Origin of the sequence: Sulfitobacter indolifex, from assembly GCF_022788655.1 — a bacterium.
In the GTDB taxonomy this organism is placed as follows: Bacteria; Pseudomonadota; Alphaproteobacteria; order Rhodobacterales; family Rhodobacteraceae; genus Sulfitobacter; species Sulfitobacter indolifex.
The window spans coordinates 246,979-265,331 of the sequence record NZ_CP084952.1 but is presented as its reverse complement, the minus strand read 5'-3'; the positions used below and the strand labels follow the sequence as shown (position 1 = coordinate 265,331).

General features: G+C 56.9%; 15 protein-coding genes and 2 pseudogenes. 14 read left to right on the top strand and 3 right to left on the bottom strand.

Annotated features, from left to right (window positions below; translation table 11 throughout):
• The first annotated feature begins 13 nt into the window (after nucleotides 1-13).
• The 7 genes and pseudogenes from DSM14862_RS17230 to DSM14862_RS17200 all read left to right on the top strand — a co-directional run.
• Nucleotides 14-1,069: a sugar phosphate isomerase/epimerase family protein gene (locus DSM14862_RS17230; RefSeq protein WP_243254452.1), complete on the top strand. Its 1,056-nt coding sequence runs from the start codon at nucleotides 14-16 to the stop codon at nucleotides 1,067-1,069.
• Nucleotides 1,069-2,205, top strand: coding sequence for a Gfo/Idh/MocA family protein (locus tag DSM14862_RS17225; RefSeq protein ID WP_243254450.1), 1,137 nt, complete (start codon nucleotides 1,069-1,071; stop codon nucleotides 2,203-2,205). The genes DSM14862_RS17230 and DSM14862_RS17225 overlap by 1 nt, the downstream gene beginning before the upstream one ends.
• A complete protein-coding gene (locus DSM14862_RS17220) occupies nucleotides 2,202-3,719 on the top strand; it encodes a sugar ABC transporter ATP-binding protein (RefSeq protein WP_243254448.1) in 1,518 nt (505 codons plus the stop codon). The genes DSM14862_RS17225 and DSM14862_RS17220 overlap by 4 nt, the downstream gene beginning before the upstream one ends.
• Before the next feature lie 11 nt (nucleotides 3,720-3,730).
• Entirely contained in the window at nucleotides 3,731-4,729 is a 999-nt protein-coding gene (locus DSM14862_RS17215) for an ABC transporter permease (RefSeq protein WP_243254447.1), read from the top strand.
• 33 nt (nucleotides 4,730-4,762) lie between these two features.
• The gene (locus DSM14862_RS17210) at nucleotides 4,763-5,710 is read left to right on the top strand and encodes an ABC transporter substrate-binding protein (RefSeq protein WP_243254445.1); all 948 of its coding nucleotides are present in this window, start codon (nucleotides 4,763-4,765) and stop codon (nucleotides 5,708-5,710) included.
• A 62-nt stretch (nucleotides 5,711-5,772) separates the two neighbouring features.
• The gene (gene xylB, locus DSM14862_RS17205) at nucleotides 5,773-7,203 is read left to right on the top strand and encodes a xylulokinase (RefSeq protein WP_243254444.1); all 1,431 of its coding nucleotides are present in this window, start codon (nucleotides 5,773-5,775) and stop codon (nucleotides 7,201-7,203) included.
• 81 nt (nucleotides 7,204-7,284) lie between these two features.
• Nucleotides 7,285-7,930, top strand: a pseudogene (locus tag DSM14862_RS17200) (IS5 family transposase); the annotation flags it as partial.
• A 55-nt stretch (nucleotides 7,931-7,985) separates the two neighbouring features.
• Here DSM14862_RS17200 and DSM14862_RS22030 read toward each other — a convergent pair.
• Nucleotides 7,986-8,093, bottom strand: a pseudogene (locus DSM14862_RS22030) (transposase domain-containing protein); the annotation flags it as partial.
• Nucleotides 8,094-8,584: 491 nt separating this feature from the next.
• Nucleotides 8,585-9,514, bottom strand: a complete 930-nt coding sequence (locus DSM14862_RS17190; RefSeq protein WP_243254443.1) for a LysR family transcriptional regulator — start codon at nucleotides 9,512-9,514, stop codon at nucleotides 8,585-8,587.
• Between the two features lie 200 nt (nucleotides 9,515-9,714).
• On the opposite strand from DSM14862_RS17190, the gene DSM14862_RS17185 reads away from it, so the two are divergent.
• From DSM14862_RS17185 to DSM14862_RS17155, 7 genes are all read left to right on the top strand, one after another.
• Nucleotides 9,715-10,794: a TRAP transporter substrate-binding protein gene (locus DSM14862_RS17185; RefSeq protein WP_243254442.1), complete on the top strand. Its 1,080-nt coding sequence runs from the start codon at nucleotides 9,715-9,717 to the stop codon at nucleotides 10,792-10,794.
• A gap of 63 nt (nucleotides 10,795-10,857) precedes the next feature.
• Nucleotides 10,858-11,409, top strand: a complete 552-nt coding sequence (locus DSM14862_RS17180) for a TRAP transporter small permease subunit (RefSeq protein WP_243254441.1) — start codon at nucleotides 10,858-10,860, stop codon at nucleotides 11,407-11,409.
• Nucleotides 11,406-13,031: a TRAP transporter large permease gene (locus tag DSM14862_RS17175; RefSeq protein WP_322790847.1), complete on the top strand. Its 1,626-nt coding sequence runs from the start codon at nucleotides 11,406-11,408 to the stop codon at nucleotides 13,029-13,031. Before DSM14862_RS17180 ends, DSM14862_RS17175 begins: the two co-directional genes overlap by 4 nt.
• 48 nt (nucleotides 13,032-13,079) lie before the next feature.
• Entirely contained in the window at nucleotides 13,080-14,792 is a 1,713-nt protein-coding gene (gene ilvD / locus DSM14862_RS17170; RefSeq protein ID WP_243254440.1) for a dihydroxy-acid dehydratase, read from the top strand.
• Nucleotides 14,789-15,694, top strand: coding sequence for an NAD(P)-dependent oxidoreductase (locus tag DSM14862_RS17165; protein ID WP_243254439.1), 906 nt, complete (start codon nucleotides 14,789-14,791; stop codon nucleotides 15,692-15,694). Before ilvD ends, DSM14862_RS17165 begins: the two co-directional genes overlap by 4 nt.
• Nucleotides 15,691-16,458: an SDR family NAD(P)-dependent oxidoreductase gene (locus DSM14862_RS17160; protein ID WP_243254438.1), complete on the top strand. Its 768-nt coding sequence runs from the start codon at nucleotides 15,691-15,693 to the stop codon at nucleotides 16,456-16,458. Before DSM14862_RS17165 ends, DSM14862_RS17160 begins: the two co-directional genes overlap by 4 nt.
• Before the next feature lie 23 nt (nucleotides 16,459-16,481).
• Complete coding sequence (locus DSM14862_RS17155; protein ID WP_243254437.1) at nucleotides 16,482-17,405, top strand: 2-hydroxyacid dehydrogenase; 924 nt, start codon at nucleotides 16,482-16,484, stop codon at nucleotides 17,403-17,405.
• Nucleotides 17,406-17,711: 306 nt separating this feature from the next.
• On the opposite strand, the gene DSM14862_RS17150 is transcribed toward DSM14862_RS17155, so the two are convergent.
• Nucleotides 17,712-18,152, bottom strand: a complete 441-nt coding sequence (locus DSM14862_RS17150; protein ID WP_243254436.1) for an acyloxyacyl hydrolase — start codon at nucleotides 18,150-18,152, stop codon at nucleotides 17,712-17,714.
• Between the last annotated feature and the right edge of the window lie 201 nt (nucleotides 18,153-18,353).

Sequence of the window (18,353 nt, the reverse complement as noted above, 5' to 3'; positions counted from 1 at the left end):
GAGGGAGGACCACATGAAAACGATAAAAGGACCAGCGCTGTTTTTGGCGCAGTTTGCAGGCGATGAGGCGCCCTTTAACTCTTGGGACAGCATCACAAAATGGGCTGCCGATTGCGACTATAAAGGTGTGCAGGTGCCCAGCTGGGATGCGCGGCTAATCGACTTGGCCAAAGCCGCGTCGAGCAAGGATTATTGCGATGAGTTTAAGGGCAAAGCACTCGATAATGGGGTGGAGGTCACCGAACTTTCGACCCACCTTCAAGGGCAACTCGTCGCCGTGCACCCTGCCTATGACACCGCTTTTGATGGTTTTGCCGCCCCCGAAGTGCGCGGCAATCCGAAGGCGCGTCAGGAATGGGCGGTTGAGCAGGTGAAAATGGCCCTCTCGGCGTCGAAAAACATGGGGATCGGCGCGCATGCGACCTTCTCTGGCGCTTTGGCTTGGCCTTACGTCTATCCGTGGCCGCAGCGCCCTGCGGGGCTGATTGAGACGGCCTTTGACGAGTTAGCCGCGCGTTGGCTTCCGATCCTGAACCACGCCGAAGACTGCGGTGTTGATGTCTGCTATGAAATTCACCCCGGCGAAGACCTGCATGACGGCATCACCTATGAGATGTTCTTGGAACGCACGGGCAATCACGCACGGGCCAACATGCTTTATGATCCCAGCCATTACGTTCTGCAGTGCCTTGATTACATTGATAACATCGATATCTACAAAGACCGGATCAAGATGTTCCACGTCAAGGATGCGGAGTTCAATCCGACCGGGCGGCAGGGGGTTTATTCAGGATACCAAAGCTGGACGGACCGTGCGGGGCGGTTCCGATCTTTAGGTGATGGGCAGGTTAATTTCGGCGCTGTCTTTTCCAAAATGGCTGCCAATGATTTCGATGGTTGGGCCGTGGTGGAATGGGAGTGCTGCCTGAAACACCCCGAAGACGGCGCGCGCGAAGGGGCGCATTTCGTCTCTGATCACATTATTCGCGTGACCGACAAAGCCTTTGACGACTTCGCCGATGGCGGCACCGATGAGGCGGCAAACCGCAAGATGCTGGGGATCGACTAATGGCGCGTATTCGACTTGGCATGGTTGGCGGCGGCAATGACGCCTTTATCGGCGGGGTGCACCGCGTCGCTTCGCGGATCGACGACCGTTTTGATTTGGTCGCGGGCGCGCTGTCTTCGACTCCTGAAAAATCAGCCGCCAGCGCAGAGGCTATGGGCATCCCCCGTTCCTATGGAAGTTTTGAAGAGATGGCCGAGGCCGAAGCCGCCCGTGAAGACGGGATTGAGGCGGTCTCCATCGTGACGCCCAACCACGTCCATGCCGCTGCCGCCAAATCGTTTTTGGCCAAGGGCATTCACGTGATTTGCGACAAACCGCTGACCTCGACGATGGAGGATGCAGCAGCGTTAGAAGCTGCGGTGGCAAAGACCGACGGGCTTTTCATCCTAACCCATAACTACACCGGCTATCCGATGATCCGCCAAGCGCGGGCGATGGTAGAGGCGGGAGATCTAGGCGATATTCGCATTGTTCAGGCAGAATATCCCCAAGATTGGCTGACTGCCCCGATGGAAAACGAAGGCGTCAAGCAAGCCGAATGGCGCACCGATCCGGCGCGGTCGGGTGCAGGCGGCTCTGTGGGGGACATCGGCACCCATGCCCACAATCTGGCCTGTTTTGTCAGTGGCCTGCAGGTCGAGAGCATAGCCGCCGATCTGCAAAGCTGGGGCGCGGGGCGCAAGCTGGATGACAACGCGCATATGATGCTGCGGTTTAATGGCGGCGCGCGCGGAATGCTGTGGTCAAGCCAAGTGGCACCCGGCAATGAAAACGCGCTGAAACTGCGGGTCTACGGCGAAAAAGGTGGTTTGGAATGGTCTCAAGAAGATCCCAACTACCTGTGGTTTACGCCGCTAGGCGAACCCAAACGTCTGATCACCCGAAACGGTGCCGGGGCATCGGAAGCGTCCCAATCCGTGAGCCGCATTCCCGGTGGCCACCCGGAAGGATACCTCGAAGGGTTCGCCACAATCTACAACGAAGCCGCCGACGCGATCCGTGCGGTGCAGGGCGGGGCGACCCGCGAAAACGCCATGGGCGTGCTGCCCGGCATCGCGGCGGGAATGGACGGAATGCGGTTCATTAATGCCTGCGTGACGTCTTCGGCCAATGACGCGGCGTGGACCAAGCTATGACACCCAACCCCGTTCTTGCCCTGTGCAATGTGAGCAAAAGTTTCGGCTCGATCGAGGTGTTGCATGGTGTGACCCTCGCACTAGAGCCGGGGACCGTTCACGCGCTGATCGGTGAAAATGGGGCGGGTAAATCCACGACGATGAAGATCATGGCGGGCTATCAACTGCCCACGCAAGGTGATGTACAATTGGACGGCGCGCCCGCCCGGTTCGACAGCCTGCACGACGGCGAGGTGGCCGGGATCGTGATGATCCACCAAGAGTTCAATCTGGCCGAACAGTTGACGGTTGAGCAGAATATCTTTCTGGGGCGAGAGTTAAAGCGTGGGGCATTGCTTGATATAGCCGAGATGCGTCGCCGCACGCGAGAGTATCTAGACCGCGTGGCCTGCGATGTTTCCCCCGATGCGCGCGTATCCACTCTGTCGAACTCCGACAAACAGATGGTCGAGATCGCCAAAGCTCTGTCGCGCGATGCGCGGGTGTTGATCATGGACGAGCCGACGGCGGTTCTGACCAAACGTGAGACGGATGTCTTGTTCAAACAGGTCGCGGCGCTGCGGGAAGCGGGCACGGCGGTTCTGTTTACGTCACATAAGCTTGATGAGGTCGCTGAGATCTCGGACCATGTCACCATCATGCGCGATGGCGAAGTGGTGCAATCCAGCCCCACGGCAGAGATTACCGAAGATGAGATGGCGACCGCCATGGTGGGCCGCGATGTATCTGACCTTTACCCACAAAAACCCGGCGTTCCCGCTGACGCGCCGGTGGTGCTTTCAGTCGAAAACCTCAGCGTGCCCGGCTACGCCAGCAACGTATCCTTTTCGCTTCGGCAAGGCGAGATACTTGGGATTGGCGGGCTGATCGGCTCCGGCCGAACGGAATTGATGGAGGGGCTGGCGGGCCTGCGGGCGGCGCGCGTCGATCGCGTGACACTCTTTGGCGAGCAAGTTCATTTCAAACAACCCAGTGACGCGCAGCGGGCCGGGCTTTGCTACCTCACCGAAGACCGCAAGCTGCGGGGGCTGCTGTTGGAACGCGGCATGCGTGAAAACCTGACGCTGCAAAACTTGCATAAATTCGGCGGCTTTATGATCGACCGGGGTGCCGAGGAGACTACGCTGACCCATGCGATCAGCGAATTCGACATTCGCGCGGGCAGTCGGGATGTGCGTGTCGGCAATATGTCAGGCGGCAACCAGCAAAAGCTACTGCTGGCCAAGATCATGCTGTCTGAACCGCGCATCCTGATCGTCGATGAGCCGACGCGCGGCATCGATATCGGCACCAAACAGCAAATCTATGCCTTCCTGCGTAACTTGGCTGATCAGGGCCACGCAATCATCGTGATCACCTCTGAAATGCCCGAACTTATCGGCCTTGCTGACCGAGTGATGGTCATGCGCCTTGGCGAAGTGAGCGGCACGCTAGCGCCGCATGAGATCGCAGAAGACGCGATTGTCCGCCTCTCGATGGGGCTCCGCGCCGAACAAATGCCGATGACGGCCTAAGGAAACCGAAGATGACAGATGTAACCACACCTCACACCAAAAGCCTTCGGATCCCGTCGATGTCCGTCCTCGGGCCGATCATCGCCTTGGTCGTTTTGTTGCTGATCGGCGCGCTAATGAACTCAAACTTTCTGAGCGCGGCGAACATCACCAACGTCTTAGCGCGGTCGGCCTTTATCGGGATCATCGCGGTGGGCATGACATTTGTGATCACGGCGGGGGGGCTCGACCTTTCGGTTGGCTCAATGGCGGCCTTTATCGCGGGGCTGATGATTTTGGTGATGAATGCGGCGTTGCCCAGTCTGGGCATCGGCGTGCCTATTATTCTGCTGGGGATGCTGACCGCCATCGTCGCCGGGCTGTTGGCGGGGCTGTTGAACGGCTTTTTGATCACCACTCTCGGGATAGAAGCCTTTATCGTCACGCTGGGGTCGATGGGGATTTATCGGTCGTTGGTGACATGGCTTGCCGATGGGGGCACGCTGTCGCTCGACTTTGGTCTGCGGACCTTTTACCGGCCCGTCTACTTCGACGGTATCCTCGGGATCAGTTGGCCGATCATCGTCTTTGCGCTGGTCGTGATTATCGGTGAGATCATCATGTCGCGGTCTGTCTACGGCCGCCATTGTGCGGCCACCGGATCGAACGAGAATGTCGCGCATTATTCAAATGTGAACGTGAAACGCACGCGGCTTATCTCTTATGCGGCCCTGGGCATTTTGGTCGGCGTTGCGACGATCATGTATGTGCCCCGGCTCGGCTCTGCTTCGGCCTCGACCGGCGTGCTGTGGGAACTCGAGGCCATCGCCGCAGTAATCATCGGCGGCACGGTGTTGAAAGGTGGGTTTGGCCGGGTCTGGGGCACGGTGATCGGCGTGCTAATCCTAAGCCTGATCGGCAACATCCTGAACCTTACAGATTTCGTGTCGCCATATCTAAATGGGGCGATCCAAGGGATTATCATCATTCTCGCTGTGATCCTACAGCGCGAAAGGAAGACGGCGCTTTAAGCCGTTGTTGAACGCTTCATGGGAGGAGCAAAAATGACATTTACCAAAACATTCATTGCCACAGCGCTGGCCACGGCCGTCGGTACGGGCGCCTTTGCCCAAGAGACCAAGGTTATCGGCGTCTCGATCCCGGCGGCGACCCACGGCTGGGCGGGGGGCATGAACTTCCACGCCAAGGAAACCGTCGAGCGTCTGGAAGAGGTCTATCCCGACCTTGACTTCGTTCTTGCCACCGCCTCGGACCCCGGCAAACAGGTGAACGACATCGAAGACATGGTCGCCACGCGCAACATTGACGCACTGGTCGTGCTGCCGTTCGAATCCGATCCGCTCACCCCGCCGGTGCAAGCCGTGGCAGACAGCGGCGCATGGGTGACGGTTGTCGACCGTGGCCTGTCGGTTGAAGGTATCCAAGACCTCTATGTCGCGGGTGACAACAGCGGCTTCGGCAAAGTCTCGGGTGAGTTCATGGCCCAGCAGATGCCCGATGGCGGCGACATCGTCGTGCTGCGCGGGATCCCCACCACCATCGACAATGAGCGTGTCGATGGGTTCAATGCGGCGATTGAAGGCTCCGGTATCACCGTGCTTGATATGGAGCACGGCAACTGGAACCGCGACGACAGCTTTACCGTGATGCAGGATTTTTTGTCGAAATATCCCAACATCGACGCGGTCTGGGCCTCTGACGATGACATGGCAATTGGCGTTCTGGCCGCGATTGAGGCCGCAGGCCGTGACGATGTTAATTTCGTACTTGGCGGTGCCGGCATGAAAGAGATGATCAAGCGCACAGCCGATGGCGATGCGATGATCCCGGCCAACGTCACCTATCCGCCGTCGATGATCGCCACCGCGATTGAGCTGACCGCCGTGGGCCTAACCTCCAACGCGCCGGTCTCGGGCACTTTTGTGATCGGCTCGGTTCTGGTGACCCAAGAGAACGCGATGGATTTCTACTATCCTGACAGCCCGTTCTGATAAATGCCGCCACCGGCACTCTGCCGGTGGCCTTTCTCCCTTTGTGAAGTAACGAGTACTGTATGACCTATCTTGGCTTGGACCTAGGCACCTCCGGCGTCAAAGCTCTTTTGATCGACGTGGGCCAGAATGCCCTAGCCGAGGGTCATGCACCTTTGCAGGTTCAGCGACCGCATCCGTTGTGGAGCGAGCAAGACCCGCAATCATGGATCGCGGCCTGCGAGGCTGCGATTGCGCAGGTCCGTGCCGCCGCCCCGGCCGAGTTCGCCGCGCTGCGCGGCATCTCTGTTTCAGGACAGATGCATGGGGCCACGCTGCTTGATGCAAGCGACCAACCCCTACGCCCCGCGATCCTATGGAACGATGGACGGTCTCATGCCGAATGCGCCGAGCTGGAAGCGCGAGCTGATTTCCGGGGCATCGGCGGTAATATCGTCATGGCAGGTTTCACGGCCCCCAAGCTTCGGTGGGTGCAAAAGCACGAGCCTGAGATTTTTGCACAGCTGCGCAAGGTGCTGCTGCCCAAGGACTACGTGGGTCTTTGGCTGACAGGCGAGCATGTATCTGAGATGTCAGACGCAGCGGGCACACTTTGGCTGGATGTGGCAAAGCGCGACTGGTCGGACGAGCTGCTTACCGCCACAGACCTGACCCGAGATCACATGCCGCGTTTGATCGAAGGCAGCGCGCGGGCCGGAGGGCTCCGCTCAGAGCTTGCAGCAGAATGGGGCGTCAGTAACGTTACCATTGCAGGCGGCGCGGGTGACAACGCGGCCACGGCTGTAGGGCTGGGGCTGGTGCAACCGGGGCAGGGGTTTTTGTCGCTCGGTACATCGGGCGTGCTCTTCTCGGTCACCGACCGTTTCGCTAGTAATATCGAAAGTGCGGTGCATAGTTTCTGCCACGCGGTGCCGGAGACGTGGCATCAGATGGGCGTGATCTTGTCGGCGACGGATGCTTTGGCTTGGTTGGGCCAGATTGCCGGTCAAAGCCCTGCGACATTGGCGAGAATGGTCAAGGACGTCACCCAGCCCTCGCCTATTACCTTTCTGCCCTATCTTTCGGGCGAACGAACCCCCCACAACGCGCCTAATGCCACCAGTGCGTTCCAAGGACTCCGCCGCGAGCATGAGTTGCCCGATATGGTCCAAGCGGTGATGGAGGGGGTCGGGTTCGCTTTCGCCGATTGCTGTCGTGCGCTTGAACAATGCGGCTCGCTCCCCGAACGGGTTTGCGTGGCGGGGGGTGGCAGCCAGTCTGAAACATGGTTGCAAATGATCGCGGATATCACCGGCCTGACCCTTGACGTGCCGGAAAGCGGCGCACAAGGGGCCGCGCTTGGGGCGGCACGGTTGGCAGTGATAGGCAGTGGCGATGGGGTCGGGACAGGGGTGATTGAAACGCCGAAGACCAGCAAAACTATTGTACCCAATGCCGCGCTCATGGACTCCTATGCCAACAGCCTCGGGGTCTATCGCGCAGCGTTTGAGTGATCTCTAGGTTCAGGACCCCATTAAATGGTTTGATGCTGGTTTGCCGTCATGATTCACGAACCCCATTGATTTGGGGGTGCGATGAGCAATCTTTCCTGGATAACCGAAGAAAGGATGAAGCGGTTGCGGCCGTTTTTTTCCAGTGAGCCGAGATAAATCACGCGTTAATGAAAGAGGTGTTCTAAGCGGCATTATCTTCATCAATCGCAATGGGCAGTGCTGGTGTGATGCGCCTGCGGAGTATGGGCCACCCAAGACGCTACACGATCGCTGGAGCGATATGGGTGTTTTCGCTCGGATGATGACTGGATTGGCGGCTGAAGCATCCGACAATAAAACAATCTCGATTTATGCGACCTACCTTAAAGCGGACCCTACGGCCTCAAGCTTGGGGCTTAAAACGGAGGCCTGGACGCCTGATCGGTCAGACAAAGGGTTTCATGAACACCAAATTGCACGCGGTCACTGATACCAGCGGTCGCCCCATACGTTTCATCATCACCGCCGGTCAAGTCAGCGACTACACCGGTGCCATGGCGTTGCTGAGCAGTTTGCCTAATGCAGTATTTTGCGCGCGGATCGAGACTATGGTGCAGATTGGTTTCGCAAAGCCTTGTCAGACAGAGGCACAAAGCCCTGCATCCCTAGTCGTAAGTCACGCAAGCAGGCCGTTAGATACGACAAGTGTCGTTACAAACGCCACAACCGCATCGAGAAAATGTTCGGCAGCTTTGTAAGCGGTGTCTACCCAGCACTATGGATCAGCATAACGGCTGGAAGTTTCAAGGAAGAAGGCCGTCGATGCGATTGGCAGGATGACCTGACGCAATCGCTTCAAGGGTCGCTTAGAGGTATGCGAATGGTTCGACATCATTGACCTTCGCGGTGCCGAAATTCGTTCTGATTCACCGCGATCTCCCTATCGCTATTAAGATAGACGAAAGCGTTTCCAGGTTCTTTGCAATCATTACGGTAGCGGGTTGCGGTGTACTTCCGCTCACGTGGTTACGGATCTTTCAACGTGCCAAGCAATTCGATTAATAACCTGAAAGCCATTCGATGAATGGATCATGTAACGCGATCCAAAGATCGGGCAGAATCCATCGCGCGCACTACAAACTTGGCTATATCCCAGTTGCCCTGACGCGATCGTGGGTAGTGCCCCAGCAGGCCTAAGACGGGGATAAAGTCACTTCGATCAGCAGCGGCGACTTTGGACGGTATCGAAACGGCAAACTTTATCAGGAAGGGGCTATTAGTGACCGATGTCCGTTCGCCAGTTGTGTGACAGAACCAAGTAACAGTTGCTTTCTTTCTTAAACGAAGTCTTCCAAAGCTGTTTCTGGCCACCATTACACTTGCCGTACCCGTGATCGCTTGCCTATGAGCCATGGCCCTGCGGTTCGCCCGGTTTGATACCCGCAAAAAACTGGTCAAATCGGCACGTCTCTTGGATCATTTTGATCAAAGCCAACACAGCGGGACTGCGGGTGTTTTCAGAATGCACAACAACATACGCTAGTGGGTCAGGTTTTAGATTTGGCGAAATGCGGCTAACTGCGTTAGAAAATGGGGCCGTATCAAGGATGAAGTCCGGCAGTACAGAGATGCCATAGTTTGAAGTCACCAGAGCAATCATCGCCAAGAGGCCGTCCGCGACAATCACGCCGCCTAGGTCAGGGCTGTTTTCTCGAGGTGCGCTTGCAACGACCTGATCAAAAAGCGTATTTTCCTGCGCGATTAGCGGCGTTCCGGTTAGTAGCTCCGAGTTTAACGGGGTGTCAGGCGGGAACTCACCTCGCGCCGCGCAGAATGATGTCGTTAGGGTGCCAACCTTCTCAACAGTGAACCCCGGCGGGTAAAGCGCGGAAGGAACCACCACCAAATCAAGCTCGTTTTCGACGAGCATCTGGCGCAACTTGAATGCAGACCCCACCCGCAGGTCTAGCTCGAGCCTTGGAAAAGTGGCGTGAACCTTCCGCATGAAGTCGGGGGCCCAACTGAAGGAGGAGAGTTCGGTCACGCCAATGGAGACACGCCGCGCGATCATCTCGGGGGAGGACAAACCAGCGACTAACTGATCGGTGCTTTCCAGAATGCCCGCGGCTTGTAGGCAGGCTTCTTGGCCTTGGCGGGACAGTGTTGGAACACGGGTGGTTCGGTCAAACAACGCAGCTCCGGTCACCTGTTCGAAGTCTTGGATACGCCGGGTAATGGTTGACTGCGATGTCTGCAAGTGCCGGGCGGCCGCCTCAAAACTTCCTAAGCGACCGATCCAATACAGCGCTTCCAACTGCTTTAACGTTACCATGCGAAGGCCTCATCTAACAAAAGCCGCAAGGAGGTCGCAGCCTAGAGGTTATATCTGTGCCCTAATGATTGCGAAAAGTGAAACTGAATATTAGTGAACATTGCGTATTGCGGAACCAAATCAGTTCGACCTATGGTGAGTGCAACGAGGTTGGTGCGCGAGCGTATCTCCCTTGTTCACATCAGGGAGGATGATCACCAATGAAACGCAGAACCATATTGTCTGGCGCCGCCTTTGGCGCGGCTGCTTTAACGCTTGCCGCGCCAGCCGTGGCGCAAAACAAACGTATCCTAAAGTTGGTCGGGACATTCCCGCGCGGGTTTCCCGGGCTTGGACATGCTGCTGAAAACATAGCCAAGCAGGTTACCGCCGCAACGGACGGCGCGCTGACGGTTGAGTATTTTGGCGGTGGTGAACTGGTGCCTCCTTACGGCGTGAATGACGCAGTATCTACCGGTGCCGCAGAGATGGGCCATACGTCGCCCTATTTCGCAGCCGGTAAGATCAAGTCATCGATGTATTATACCAACATGCCCTACGGCCTTTCGGCGGGCGAGCTCGCGGGGTGGATCCGCTATGGCGGGGGGCAGGAGCTGTGGGATGAGGCTTATGCGCCATTTAACCTCAAGCCATTCTGGGCGGGCAGCTCTATGGCCCAGGCCGGTGGGTGGTTTAAAAAGCCGATCACTTCGCTTGATGATATGCAAGGTTTGAAGATGCGCATCGCCGGATTGGGAGGTGCGATCATGCAAAAAATCGGGGTTTCCTCGGTCAACTTGCCCGCAGGGGAAATCTTTCCTGCTTTGCAATCCGGCGTCGTCGACGCGGCGGAGTTTGTTGGGCCTTGGAACGACAAGGCTCTTGGATTGGCCAAGGTTGCCCCACATTATTATATGCCGGCCCCCCACGAAACGGGCGCGGGTCTGGAATGCATCGTTCGTCAGGACGTTTGGGAAGAATTTACACCTGCGCAGAAGGTCATTGTTGAATCGGTCATTTCTGCTGTCGCGGATGAGACGACTTCGGCCTTTGCCTATAACAACGTCGTCGCCCTGCAGCAGTTAATAGCAGAAGGGGTAACTCCTTCGGTATTCCCCGCTGACGTCGTTGACGCATTGGGCAAGGCTTCGGTCGAGGTGATGGAAGCCTACCCAGATGGTGATGAGATGTCCGAAAAGATTCACGCGCCATATGTCGAGTACCTCAAGCAGGCTGTGTTCTGCGGCAAGCTGCTGGAAGGCCAGATGTACTCTGACCGTGCCCGCGCCTGGGGCATCTAATCTTCAGAAACGCATCGGCGGGGCGCAATTGTGGCCCGCCTTCGTGGCGAAAAGGACAACCTCATGAAACAGATTGCCGCCGCGATTGATGCGGTGAACGACCTTACCGGGCGCGTGATTTGCTGGGGCATTTTGTTGATGGTGATCTTGCAGTTTGCCGTCGTCATCGCCCGCTACGTTTTCTCGACGTCGACGCTGTTTGGCATTCCCGCAGTGTGGTTTCAGGAGGGGGTGGTCTACCTGCATGGTATGACCATTCTGCTGGGCACCGCATATGCGATGCTTTGGAACAAGAACGTCCGCGTTGATATTCTGTATGACAAAGCCAGCCCACGTGTGCAGGATATAACCGAATTTTTCGGCAGCCTGTTGTTCGTGTTGCCGCTTTGCTTGGTGATTGGCTGGTCTGCGCTCCCGAATGTTGTTGGCGCTTGGGCGGTCAAAGAAGGGTCGCTCGAACCCAATGGCATTCCGTTCCGCTATGTCCTCAAGGCGTTATCGCTCGTTTTCTGCGTGCTCGTTTCCGCGCAAGCCCTCTCGACGATGATCAAAGCATTCTTGCGTCTGACAGGGCGCTCAAGTGACCCGATTTATGAAGTGAGTGATGAACTGTGAGCGGATTAATAGCACATCTTGACCTGTTGATGTTCCCGGTGGCGATTGTCTTGCTCCTTCGTGGTTTTCCAGTCGCCTTTACGCTAGCCGGTGTTGGTTTGCTCTTTTCAGTGCTGGGCGCTGTTTTTCAGGTTGGCTTTTTTGCAGGGGGCGACCTTTCCTTCCTTCGGGCCCTGTTCGGCCGCATCTTCGGGCTGATGGATGAAACAAACGAAGTCCTCGTTGCGGTTCCGCTGTTTGTGTTCATGGGCGTGACATTGGAGCGTAGCGGCGTCGCCGCAGATTTGCTGAGCTCAATGGCCAAAATCTTTGGCCGCTTGCCCGGTGGCCTTGGTATCTCTGTCGCCATTGTCGGGATGTTGCTGGCGGCCTCCACCGGTATCGTGGGCGCGACCGTCGTCACGATGGGCCTGATTTCACTGCCCACCATGCTGAAAGCCAATTACGACAAACGCCTATCAACAGGCATTATCGCTGCATCTGGCACGCTGGGGCAGATCATTCCCCCATCGCTGGTTTTGATCATTCTCGGCGATGTGCTGTCGAACTCCTATATCACCGCGCGCCGCAATGTCGGGGATTGGGCACCTGATCCGGTTTCGGTCGGCGATATCTTTGCGGGTGCCCTTTTGCCCGGGCTGATCCTTGTCGGTGCTTATGTGCTCTATATCCTTTGCATGGCTCTTTTCGCTCCGCACCGCGCGCCAAGTGTGGTGGCCGAGGGGGAAAAGGTATCGCTTGGTCCTGTCTTGCTGTTGCTTGCCCCGCCGCTTTTGCTGATCGTTGCTGTGTTGGGCTCCATCCTTTTCGGTGTCGCCACCCCGACCGAGGCTGCCTCAATCGGATCAATTGGTGCGATCCTGCTGGCGGGGCAACGCCTGTCGGATCGATCTTCGCTGCCGCAGTTGGTGGCCGTGCTCGGCGCGATCATCGTTGTCTACTTTGTGTTGAACTTTGATCTGCGCGTCGCAAAATCTACAATTACCTCAGGCGATAAGATCAACATCGCTATTGTCTCTCTTGGCTTGATTGCCTTCACTTGGGGCAGTGCTGTAAGCCTTTGGCGGATCTGGCTGTCGAAGGCAGCGGATGAGCCATCTGTCCTCACGTCTATTCTGCGCGCCTCGTTGCATATGTCGGTCATGGTTTTTGCCATCTATATCGGCGCGCAGGTCTTCAACCTCGCGTTCCGCGGTCTGGGCGGTGAGGAAACGGTTAATGAGTTCTTCACAGGCCTCCCCGGAGGGCCGTGGATTGCATTGGGCAGCATGCTGTTGATCATGTTCCTGTTGGGGTTCTTCCTCGACTTCCTAGAGATCGTTTTCGTCGTCACCCCGATTATGGCACCAGTGCTTTTCTCCTTCAGTGGGGCCGATGGGTCGGTTCTGTTTCATCCGGTCTGGATTGCCGTCGTAATGGGGCTGAACTTGCAGACATCGTTCCTGACACCGCCGTTCGGATTTGCACTGTTCTATCTGCGCGCTGTCGCCCCCAAAGAGGTGACCACCGGAGATATCTATCGCGGCATCATTCCCTTTGTCGTCATCCAGATCATCATTTTGGCTGTGGTCCTTTGGTGGAGCGATTTGGCCACATGGCTGCCTGCGCTTTTGACGAGTTGATCGCTCCGCCATCTCTTCCAAACACTCTAATTTCCTAGGACAACGTTCATGAAAACGCCGCGCTTTCGCTCAGAAACCATCCGTGATGGCATCATCCGCAGCACCACACGCAGCTTTCTCTATGCGCTTGGTTTGGACGATGAGGATATCTCGAATCCGCATGTAGCGGTGATCCATACCGGTGGCGATATGAGCCCGTGCAACACCAGTTTGCGCGATCAGGCACAGCACGCGAAGACCGGTGTGTTCGCAGCGGGGGGCACGCCGCATGAATGTCCGGTGGTTTCGGTGTCGGATGGCCTTAGCGTAGCGCATTCCGGAATGCGGTTCTCGCTCATCTCGCGCGATCTGATCGCCGACAGTGTTGAGGCAACGGTGCGCGGTCACCAGTGGGATGGCATTTTTGGCATTGGCGGCTGTGATAAGAACATGCCAGGCCTGATGATGGGAATGACGCGCTGCAACGTGCCTTCGTTGTTTTTGTATGGCGGGTCGTCACTGCCCGGTCAAATAGGCGGCAAAGATGTCAATATCGTCGATACCTATGAGACGATTGGCAAAGTTCTGGCAGGCGAGGCGACCGAAGAAGAACTGGATCAGATGACCCGCAGTTGTCTGCCCACCTCAGGCGCATGCGCGGGGCAGTTTACCGCGAATACGATGGGTATGGTTTCAGAGATATTGGGCTTTGCACTGATGGGCTCATCTATGGTCCCTGCGGTCTATGCCGCGCGTGCGCCACTGGCCCGCCGTGCGGGTAAAGTGTTGATGCAGGCCGTGAAGGGCGACGCGCCTCTGCCGCGTGATCTGGTCACCCGCAAATCGCTCGAGAACGCCTGCGCCGTGGTTGCGGCGACAGGCGGGTCAACCAACGCCGCGCTGCATATCCCTGCGATCGCGCATGAGGCGGGCATTGCGTTTCACCTTGATGATGTTGCCGAGGTATTCGCCCGCACGCCGCTGATCGCGGACCTCAAGCCGGGCGGTCGCTTTCTGGCGCGGGACGTATTCTATGCCGGTGGCGCGCCTGCGATCTTTAAGTCCCTGTTGGATGGCGGGTTTTTGCATGGTGACTGCCTGTCGATCACAGGCAAGACCATCGCCGAAGAGCTTTGCGAAACGCCGGAGCCTGATGGCGAAGTTGTTCGCCCCACCGTAAAAGCCATTGCGCCGACTGGCGGGGTTGTTGTGCTCAAGGGTAATCTGGCACCAGATGGTGCATTGCTGAAAGTCGCTGGCCTGAAAAAGCTCGTCCACAGCGGCCCGGCGCGGGTATTCGAGTGCGAAGAAGACTGTTTGAAAGCGATCCGAACGCTGGATTACGCCGAAGGCGACGTGATCGTGATCCGCAACGAAGGGCCGCGCGGTGGGCCGGGCATGCGCGAGATGCTGGGCATTACCGCGTTGATTTATGGGCAGGGCAACGGTGAAAAAGTCGCATTGATCACTGATGGTCGCTTCTCGGGAGCGACGCGCGGGATGTGCATCGGCTATGTCTGCCCAGAGGCGGCAAGCGATGGCCCCGTGGGGCTGCTAAAAGACGGAGACATCATCGACATCGACGCGAACGCGGGGGTTTGTACCCTTGCCATGCAGGTGGATGATGAAACCCTTGCCCAACGCCGAAAGGAGCGCGTTGAGCGTCCAACAATTGCAAAAGGCGGATTGCTTGAGAAATACGCAGCCACGGTTGGGCCTGCCGATAAAGGAGCAGTCACCCATAGTGGCAATGTCGTGTGGGAGAAGGATCCGATTGGATGAAGATCGGCTTTGTAGGGTTGGGTGACATGGGGCTGCCGATGGCCCAGTGCCTTTTGGCAGCAGGTCACAATGTCGTCGCTTGGAATAGATCTCCAACGCCGTTGGCTACATTAGCCGCGAAAGGCGCAATCGGCGCTGCGTCGCCCGCTGAGGTTATGGAGAAAGCGGATATTATCGGGATTTGCGTTTCTTCCCATGACGTTGTGGAAACCATCGCCTTTGGGGCCGATGGTCTGTTTTCAGCACCTACAATCAAAGCGCGTGCGATTGCCGACTTCTCAACCGGCGCGGCAGATGCATCGCGGACCTTTGCCGAGCGCGCAGCCAAGTTGGGTGTCGCGTGGGTCGACGCCCCGGTGAGCGGCGGTGTCGAGGCCGCGCAAAAGGGCGAGTTGATCGTTTTCGCTGGCGGAACGGCAGCAGGTATCAACACACTTGGGTCTCTATTGGACGCAGTTTCGGCGAGGGTGACACATATGGGCGCGTCGGGTAGCGGGCAGGTAACAAAGATCTGCAACCAAATGATCGTCGCCGCAAATGTCATCGCCATCGCTGAAACGACAGCCTTCGCGCGTAAGGCAGGCGTAGACGTTACTGCTCTTGCTCCGGCGCTCGCAGATGGTTTCGCGGATTCTGCTCCTTTGCGTATTTTCGGCCCTCGCATGGCAACTCGAACTTTTACGCCTCGGCTGGGCGCAATCGAGTTGATGCGCAAGGATGTGGGGCTCGCACAAGCATTGGCGGCAGAAATAGGCGCCGACGTACCGCTGACCGACGCAGCGCGTGCCGTATATGACCGGGCAGGCGAACATCTTTCCGTGTCGCTAGAGGCCGATCTCTCTGCGTTAGTCTGTCTCTATGAAGACGCGATTGTCCATTCCGACGAAGGAGAGCCAAAATGACGAAAACAGTTGTGATCACGGGGGGCGCTTCGGGGATTGGGCGCGCCTGCTCTCAGTACTTCATGCAGCAAGGTTGGAACGTTGTCCTCAGCTACCTTCTCGACAGTGAGAAAGCCGCCGCTGATGCCTTGGCCGAAGAGGCCAAAGAAGGAAACGTTCAAGCAATCTCGTTGCAATCGGACGTTACCAAAGACGATGATTGCAGAGAACTGGCTGCACTTGCCACAAAGACCTTTGGCCGGATCGACGCCCTCGTCTCCTCGGCTGGGACGACACGATTGGTTCCGCATGGTGACCTTGATGCGCTGACGATGGATGACTTCATGAAGACCACAGCGGTGAATACAGCGGGTCCATTTCAGATCGTGCGGGCCTGTGCGGAAGCGCTTAAAGCGGGGGAGGGGGGTAGCGTGGTCATCGTCTCGTCCTACGGTGCGATTTGGGGCACCGGATCCTCGATTGCCTATGCAGCATCAAAAGGGGCAACCAACACGTTGACCATGTCCTTGGCACGGGTGTTGGCGCCTAAGGTCAGGGTAAATGCCGTTTGCCCGGCGTTGATTGCTGGCGGATTTGTTGAACGCATGGACAAGCAGGTGTTTGACGCGCGGGTCGAGTTGCAAGAGGCGCGGGCACCTTTGCGGATGGTTGGCCAGCCTGAAGATGTAGCCGCAGATGTGTTCTGGCTGTCTACCGGTGCGCGGCTGATGACCGGCTCTGTGTTGTCGCTCGACAGTGGGCTGCATTTGAATGGCGATAGTTAAGTCCCAAAACCGTAAGGAACATTATGTCTGATCTTCTCCTGCTCACGAACGTTACAGACGATATCCGCGAACAGCTTGCGCAGGTATTTACCATTCATAAGGCTGATGACTATCCAGCGGAAAAGATCACGCACGTTCTCACCAGTGGTAGCGTCGGTATTCCACGTGCAACGATGGAGACGTTGCCTAATCTCAAGGCGATCGGCAATTATGGCGTGGGATACGACTCCATCGACATCGAAGCTGCGATCGCGCAAGGCGTTATGGTATCGCACACACCTAATGTCCTGAATTCAGACGTGGCGACAACCGCCGTCATGCTGATGTTGATGTGTTACCGAGAGGCCTTGCGCGATGATGCATGGGCACGTTCGGGAGATTGGGAGACTTTGGGTGCAGCGCCACTGACGCGTTCTCCTGACAATCAGACCATCGGTATCCTAGGATTAGGACGGATCGGCCAGGCGATCGCTGATAAGCTCGCCCCGTGGAGCCCAACTATCGTCTATCACTCACGCAACGAAAAAGACGTTGCCTACACCTATTATCGTGATGTGGTGGAAATGGCTGCGGATTGTGATGTCCTGATATGTGTAACCCCCGGTGGCGCAGGAACCAAAGGCATCGTGAATACCGATGTCCTCGCGGCTTTGGGCCCTCAAGGCACCTTGGTGAACGTCAGTCGCGGTTCAGTTGTGGATGAAGCGGCCCTTATCGAGGCCCTGGAGACGGGTAAGCTGGGTTGGGCCGGTTTGGATGTTTTTGAGACTGAGCCTGCCATTCCACAGGCATTGAAAAACCTGTCGAACACAGTATTGCTGCCCCATGTCGGCAGCGCGACCGTAGAGACGCGTTTGGCGATGGGGCAACTTGCTGTGGACAATATCATCCAGCACCAGCGCGATGGCACGATGCTTACAAAAGTGCCTGAGCATGAGGATGGGTGATTGATTTGCGCGGCTTGAGGTCATTGTTGGTTGTTCTAGGTTCAGGACCCATTAAATGCTTGTTTGCCGTCATGATTCACGAACCTTATTGACCAACACGGCGTTGGCGCGCTGACCGCTGTTGCCCGCGCCTTGAAGGCGCGACGACGTCAAACTCTGGGGCGCAAAACACCGGATGAAGCTCTCGACCAGCGGATCAACAGGATATGCATGAATACGTTGGGGCGATCGGCTCAATCTGCCCTGAATGACATCGCATCGTTCCAGATAGATCTCGACCGTCCTGTTGGGGCACTCTCGCGTCCTTTAGAAGCTCCGCGCATAACGGAGCATGATAGATTCTTTGCCGGGGCGCTCATTTTTCAGATCGCTATCGAGAAGGTGATCTATTGTTAAGGAAATGCGGTTGCCGTTCTTGAGCGTGACGCCACCTCCGAGGCTGGACCGAAAGAGGACAGGGTCAGCTTTTTTGCCAAGGAACGTCCCTTGGTGGTATCCGCCGACCGCAAAGCTGGCTTCCAAGAAGGCTTTTTTGTTGTTTAATGGTGCAAGTGCGTGCACCCCAAAGCCGATAAAATGATTGTCGGTTGTATCGAGCTTGGCAGTTGCCATCCAAGAAAACTGGCTCCAGTTTTGCGTATGAAACGGGTCGGAGTGATACTCGAGCAATACGGCCACGGCTTCTTTGCGGACATTGTCCAGCAGGTCTGCGCCGCCAAGGCCGAATACCCATTCGTCGGCGGCCACCGCGTGGGTGCTCCCGAGAGATGTGAAACATGCAAAACATAGGGGTCTTAGGACCATACGAAAGACTTTCTCAGCGTAACAATTAACATCATATTTAATACCGCATTCGTGCTTAGCACAGCGGTGGGCTCCTATATGCTTCCTGATGTAGCATAGTCGAGACTTCTATGGATTTTACGCGCACGGTTGGTCTTGAAGGTG